Raw genomic sequence first — 5364 nt, 5'->3', positions numbered from 1 at the left:
CAAGACGGATTTTAAACCATGAGAACTAAGGCTGAATTAGATGCAATGAGTCATCAAGAACTCAAAGATTATGAGCAAAGTTTACTTGCTCTGTGGACACCAAGAATGGCTATTGAAAGTGACATTGAAAGGTTAAGCACTCATCACAGCGAATTATTAGAGGTTTTTAATCAATTAAAGAATCCGGATGCACCTAAAAATTCACGTTTAAAAGATTCAATCTTGTCTCTGAAATATAAAATCGAATCGCTTGAAGGTAAGTTGAGTGATCTTATTCAAGATAATCGCTTAAATTCTGCAGATTGAATTATTCAGTTTATTTAATCAAAATCGTGGAACATTGATTAAAGACTAGGCGTGGAACGTGAAAAGTAATAAAAAAAGCCCAGTCATTGACGACTGGGCTAGAAAATTGAAACTACAGCGTTGAATTATAAGGATAATTATAACGCATTTCGTATAAGGTGTATTATGTTAATTTTAGAAAATCTAAAATAATTATTGATAATTTTTTTTTGAAAATTTAACATACCTTCCGATTGGTATTTTAGGTATGATTACTTATGAACAGTGTGTTACTCGCTTATGTATTACTTGGATTTGCAATAGTTTCCGAAGTGATTGGAAGTAGTTTTTTAGTTAAATCGGAAGGGTTTACAAAACTTTTTCCAAGCGTGATGGTCTTTATTTCTTTTAGCACGGCATTTTATTTATTATCACAAGTTATTAAAACAATCCCTTTAGGTATCGCATACGCTATATGGGCTGGTGTTGGGATTGTTCTAACTGCTGTAGTTAGCTACTTTGTTTTTAAACAGACACTAGATAATCCTGCTTTAATTGGAATTGGTTTTATCGTATCTGGCGTAATAATTATTAATTTATTTTCGCAATCAGCAGGTCATTAAGTGAAAGAAATTCGGCAACAAAAGAAGCAACCAGAGGTTATTCGAAAGCGCATCCTTGAACAGGCAACTATTCTTGTTTCTCAAAAGGGTATTTCTGGTGTTTCTATTCAAAATATTGCTACAGCAGTAGGTATAACAAAAGGGGGGGTATTTCACCATTTCCCGAATAAAAAAAATTTGATAGAAGAAATGTTCAATCAAATAATTCTTGATTTAGATCAAACAGTTGAATACTTGATTAAACGCGATCAAACAGAATATGGTAAATTCACACGAGCTTATATTCATAGTTCTTTTATCCATCAAATAGATGGGGTGGTTTCTGCTTGGTCAGCGTTATCAATGACTATGATCACAGAGCCTACCTTTAATAAAATTTGGATGGAATGGCTAAAAAATAGATTATCTCAACATGCAGAAACGGATAGTCATCCTGATTTAGAGTTACTTCGTTTAGCAGCAGATGGGTTGTGGCTACAAAGTATTACCGGAGTCATTGATGATGAGCAATGTTCAAAATTAGAAGACGATCTGCTTAATCGAACCTATTTAACATAAAATCTCTTATGCGAAATTTAGGTCTTATCCCAAATAAATCCATTAAAAAGATCTTTATCTTTCTGCCTATTTTCTTCAGTCTTACTTTCCGTGCTTAAAAACTTTTCAAAATCGGTTAGTTGACCCTTAAAAGATTCATCATTTTTCAGTTTGTTTAGAACCCAAGCCCCCAGTAGAATTTTACGTCTAGTATCATCTTTTCTTTGTCGATCAGAATTTTTCTTTTTTTCACGAGCAGCAATAGCTTGTTTTTGTGCTTTTAGTTGTCTTAATCGTTCTTCTTGCTTTGCAATTTTTTGCTCTAAAGTTTCAACACTCATACCATCACCATCTCAAGGAATCCCCCTCAAGCATAGGTCTGTTTGAATTGAAATTCAAGACAGCCCATGCTATCGTGGTTTTCCCGAAGGGCGCACTTAGCCATTGGATTTCATCCAATGGTGCGACAAGGGGTAAATCCCCTTTGTAATCCCCTGACCAACATATACATGTTGGTAATTTCGATAAATCGAAATAAAGAGCAAAAGCAAAATGGCGATATATCATTTTTCAGTTAAAACGATTAGTAGAGGTAATGGACGATCGGCCGTTGCTTGTGCTGCATATCGTTCAAGTGAAAAATTGGTATGCGATTTTTATGGAAAAGAACAAGACTACACAAGAAAAACTGGTGTCGAATTTACAAAAATCTATGCACCTGAAAATACAAATACTGAGTTACTCAAGCGCCAAACACTTTGGAATGAAGTCGAAAAGGTTGAACGTAGAAAAGATGCATTACTTGCAAGAGAGTTTGAGATTGCATTTCCCAGTGAGTTAAACGCTGAACAGCGTGAAAATATGCTCAATGAACTTTGCCGAAACCTCGTTAAAAAATACGGTGTCATCGTTGATGCTGCTATTCATGCACCTCATACAGACAGTGGAAGTGATGAACGCAACTACCATGCACACATCATGTTCACAACCCGAAGTATTAATGAGCAGGGTGGCTTTTCAGCAAAAAAATATAGGGACTTCAGTCGTGACAATGGCACAGAAACTGTAAGCCACTGGAGAGAATCATTTGCAGAGTTATGCAATCATCACCTGGAACAAAATGGATTTGATGAACGTGTCGATCACAGAAGTTATGAAGACCAGGAAAGTGACCTAGAAGCAACTCAGCACGAAGGTCCTCAAGCGACATACCTCCGGAGACGAGGGATATTTACAGAAATTAGTCTGAAAAATGATGAAATTAAGCTACGTAATTTAAAAATCAAAAAGGTCATCGCACTGGATGAAAACATCAAAGTATCTGAGGATCTTGTTCAAAAAGTACGAAGTGAGCTTCAGTTTCAATACTCTCAAGCTGAGTATTCAGAAAAAACTTCTCAGAAACTTTATGAATTCCAAAATGAAGAATTATCAAAATTAACAACAAAATTAGACACGATGAGTTCTGCAATATCAGAACTACGCAAAAAAGAGCCTTTATTTTTTAAAACAAAATGGATCAATCAAATAAATGACCTGATCGACCAACACAACACCCAACTAGACATCCAAAAGCATATTTCTGGTCTTAGTGAAATAGAAAAAAAAGAGAGATATTCTGATCATTTAAATAAATGGACAGAAGAAAATCAGCTGCTCCAGCCTAAAAAGTCTTTTGCAAAATTTGACGAACCGAACATCACTGTTAAACAACGAAAACTTAATGATCAAATTTCAAATATAGATCATCAAATTTCTGAAATATCACGCAGAGAAACTGAGTATCAAGAGTATGTACGCGATCAAAGACTGGAGATCATAAATAGTTATATATTTGAAGAAGATAACTATGGAAATAAATACTTTAGTCCTCAAAATGGTGAAAAACAAAAGCGACTATATGCAGAAGAAATGGAAGATCTAAAAATCCAAGAATTGCATGCGGCTTTTACAAAAAAAATTGAGACCGAAGCGCAGCAAGAGTTTTCCCAAAAAAGAGCAATACAGCTCGAAAACGACCGAAAAGATCGTGAATCTAGAGAACAGCAGTTACGTAAAGAACGAGAGCAACAAGAACAACGCTATGCACAAGAACGAGAGCAACAAGAACATTTGGCATTTGTAAGACGCCAAGAACAAGAAAAACAGCAGAGAAATGAGCCTAAAAAGCCAGAAAATGACAATAACCATGACTACACGCCTTAGAAATCCCATTTAAGCGCAAAAAAACGGGGGTTTTAGCGACTTTTGATAGAAATACAGTAAAACTATAGTTGATAAAAATAAAATCGCTTAGAACGCAAATGAGAGCCTTTTAGCGAGTATCTACGAGCGACACAACGAAAGTTTGCTTATTCCCCCTCTGAAAAACCGTTTTTTATTGAATTACTGGGGACAGTGATTAGCGAGTGTCTACGAGCGAAGTATTGATGCTTTTGCTCGTCAAAAAGCATGAGCATAGCGAATGCATTATTCATGTTTTGCTTTTTGAATCCTTGATCATATATGCAAAAAACTGCCCCCCACGAAGCGAGTGAAACGAGCTTCAATAGAGTACGAGCTTTAGCGAGTACCAAGGGCAGTTTTAATAACTCACTTTGGAAATAAATTCCCTTTTATTCTTTTAAAAAGCTTTTAAAAGCTTTTAGACCCCCCTATAAACCACGCCTAGCAATGCTTTCAGACTTTAAAAAAGTACTTTTACCGGACAACTAAGTACTTTTACCGGACAAAACACATTTAAAAAAGTACTTTTACCGGACTTTAAAAGTACTTTTACCGGACATTCAAGTACAATTAATACATTGTACTTTTTTTAAAAAAGTACAATTTTCGTAGTCAAAAAATAAGCAATAATATAATATTAAAGTACATATCCGAAAAAGTACTTAATAGGCATTGTAGTTATATGGAAGAGAATAAAAAAACATATCCGCCTTCTTGGGTGGTAATGCAAAACAATATTCACGAATGTTTTAAAAGCATGAATATTGATGAAAAACGAATGTTAATCCTTGCCAGTCCCATTGCTAGAACCACCGATGCAACGGAAAAAGACCGAATTATGATTACTGCTGAAGAATTTGCTAGAGAATGTGGCATTAAAACGCATTCAGCATATACGCAGTTGGAACTAGCCAGTAAGAATCTAATTAAAAGGAATTTCTCTTATAACAATGAAAGAGGGAAGAAAGTTTTATCTAACTGGGTAATTGATTGCACTTATGAAGATGGTGGTATAGCTATCCGCTTTCCTGAAATCGTTTTATTGATGCTTAAAGAGTTTGATAAATTAAACCCATATACAAAGTATAAGAAAGATATAGTATTGAAATTAAAGAAAGATTATTCTTTTGATTTATATCATTTAGCTAAAAAACATCAAAATATGGGGCAATTTGAAATGTCCCTAGACCAGATAAAAAATGAACTGGGTTTGCCTGAATCCTATCAAGATCTAAGCAACCTTAAAAAGCGCGTAATCAATCCATCAATAGAAGAAATCACAGCTAATACAGACATTGACATCACTTATGAAAACGCCAAACAAGGGCGTTCTGTGGTCGGCTTTAAATTTATAGTGAAAGAAAAACCTAAGCCAAAATTAATAGCGCCTCAGCGAGATCAAAGAACTATAGATATGTTCTGCAATTTATCTGATGCTCAAATTAACAAGTACAGCACTATTTTATCTAAACTTTCTGAGCTATCAGACCTCAGTAATTTCCCAGACTACCCGACATTTGCCCTCTGGATTAGTGGCATCTTACGAGATCCGAAAAGTGTAAGAGAGGAAACAACAAAACGGATTTTTAAAGCTCTTCATAGCAAGACGGATTTTAAACCATGAGAACTAAGGCTGAATTAGATGCAATGAGTCATCAAGAACTCAAAGATTATGAGCAAAGTTTACTTGCTC

6 protein-coding genes are annotated in these 5364 nt (G+C 35.0%); 5 read left to right on the top strand and 1 reads right to left on the bottom strand.

Annotation, left to right across the window (positions count from 1 at the left end):
- The first annotated feature begins 18 nt into the window (after window positions 1-18).
- The 3 genes from NI465_RS16355 to NI465_RS16345 all read left to right on the top strand — a co-directional run bounded on the left by NI465_RS16355 (window position 19) and on the right by NI465_RS16345 (window position 1466).
- Complete coding sequence (locus tag NI465_RS16355) at window positions 19-306, top strand: hypothetical protein (RefSeq protein WP_004870774.1); 288 nt, start codon at window positions 19-21, stop codon at window positions 304-306.
- 257 nt (window positions 307-563) lie between these two features.
- Window positions 564-908 carry an SMR family transporter gene (locus NI465_RS16350; protein WP_087090658.1) on the top strand — a complete coding sequence of 115 codons (345 nt, stop codon included), beginning with the start codon at window positions 564-566 and terminating at the stop codon, window positions 906-908.
- Window positions 909-1466 (top strand): TetR/AcrR family transcriptional regulator, encoded by a 558-nt coding sequence (locus NI465_RS16345; protein WP_016165572.1) that lies wholly within the window; start codon window positions 909-911, stop codon window positions 1464-1466.
- Between the two features lie 17 nt (window positions 1467-1483).
- Here NI465_RS16345 and NI465_RS16340 read toward each other — a convergent pair whose 3' ends face one another.
- A complete protein-coding gene (locus tag NI465_RS16340) occupies window positions 1484-1786 on the bottom strand; it encodes a hypothetical protein (protein WP_046128218.1) in 303 nt (100 codons plus the stop codon).
- A 211-nt stretch (window positions 1787-1997) separates the two neighbouring features.
- On the opposite strand from NI465_RS16340, the gene mobQ reads away from it, so the two are divergent.
- On the top strand, window positions 1998-3650 hold the full coding sequence (gene mobQ, locus NI465_RS16335) for a MobQ family relaxase (RefSeq protein WP_004870770.1): 1653 nt from the start codon (window positions 1998-2000) through the stop codon (window positions 3648-3650).
- A gap of 703 nt (window positions 3651-4353) precedes the next feature.
- On the top strand, window positions 4354-5295 hold the full coding sequence (locus tag NI465_RS16330; RefSeq protein WP_050042213.1) for a replication initiation protein: 942 nt from the start codon (window positions 4354-4356) through the stop codon (window positions 5293-5295).
- The last annotated feature ends 69 nt before the right edge of the window (window positions 5296-5364 follow it).

This window comes from Acinetobacter lwoffii (assembly GCF_024129855.1).
In the GTDB taxonomy this organism is placed as follows: Bacteria; Pseudomonadota; Gammaproteobacteria; order Pseudomonadales; family Moraxellaceae; genus Acinetobacter; species Acinetobacter lwoffii_L.
The sequence above is the reverse complement of the archived record's forward strand: the minus strand, read 5'-3'. Positions and strand labels throughout refer to the sequence as shown.

Excerpts from the sequence above, each read along its gene's own strand:
- NI465_RS16330 (WP_050042213.1), top strand. The coding sequence starts at position 4,354 with ATGGAAGAGAATAAAAAAACATATCCGCCTTCTTGGGTGGTAATGCAA.
- NI465_RS16355 (WP_004870774.1), top strand. The coding sequence starts at position 19 with ATGAGAACTAAGGCTGAATTAGATGCAATGAGTCATCAAGAACTCAAA.
- NI465_RS16350 (WP_087090658.1), top strand. The coding sequence starts at position 564 with ATGAACAGTGTGTTACTCGCTTATGTATTACTTGGATTTGCAATAGTT.
- NI465_RS16340 (WP_046128218.1), bottom strand. The coding sequence starts at position 1,786 with ATGAGTGTTGAAACTTTAGAGCAAAAAATTGCAAAGCAAGAAGAACGA.
- mobQ (WP_004870770.1), top strand. The coding sequence starts at position 1,998 with ATGGCGATATATCATTTTTCAGTTAAAACGATTAGTAGAGGTAATGGA.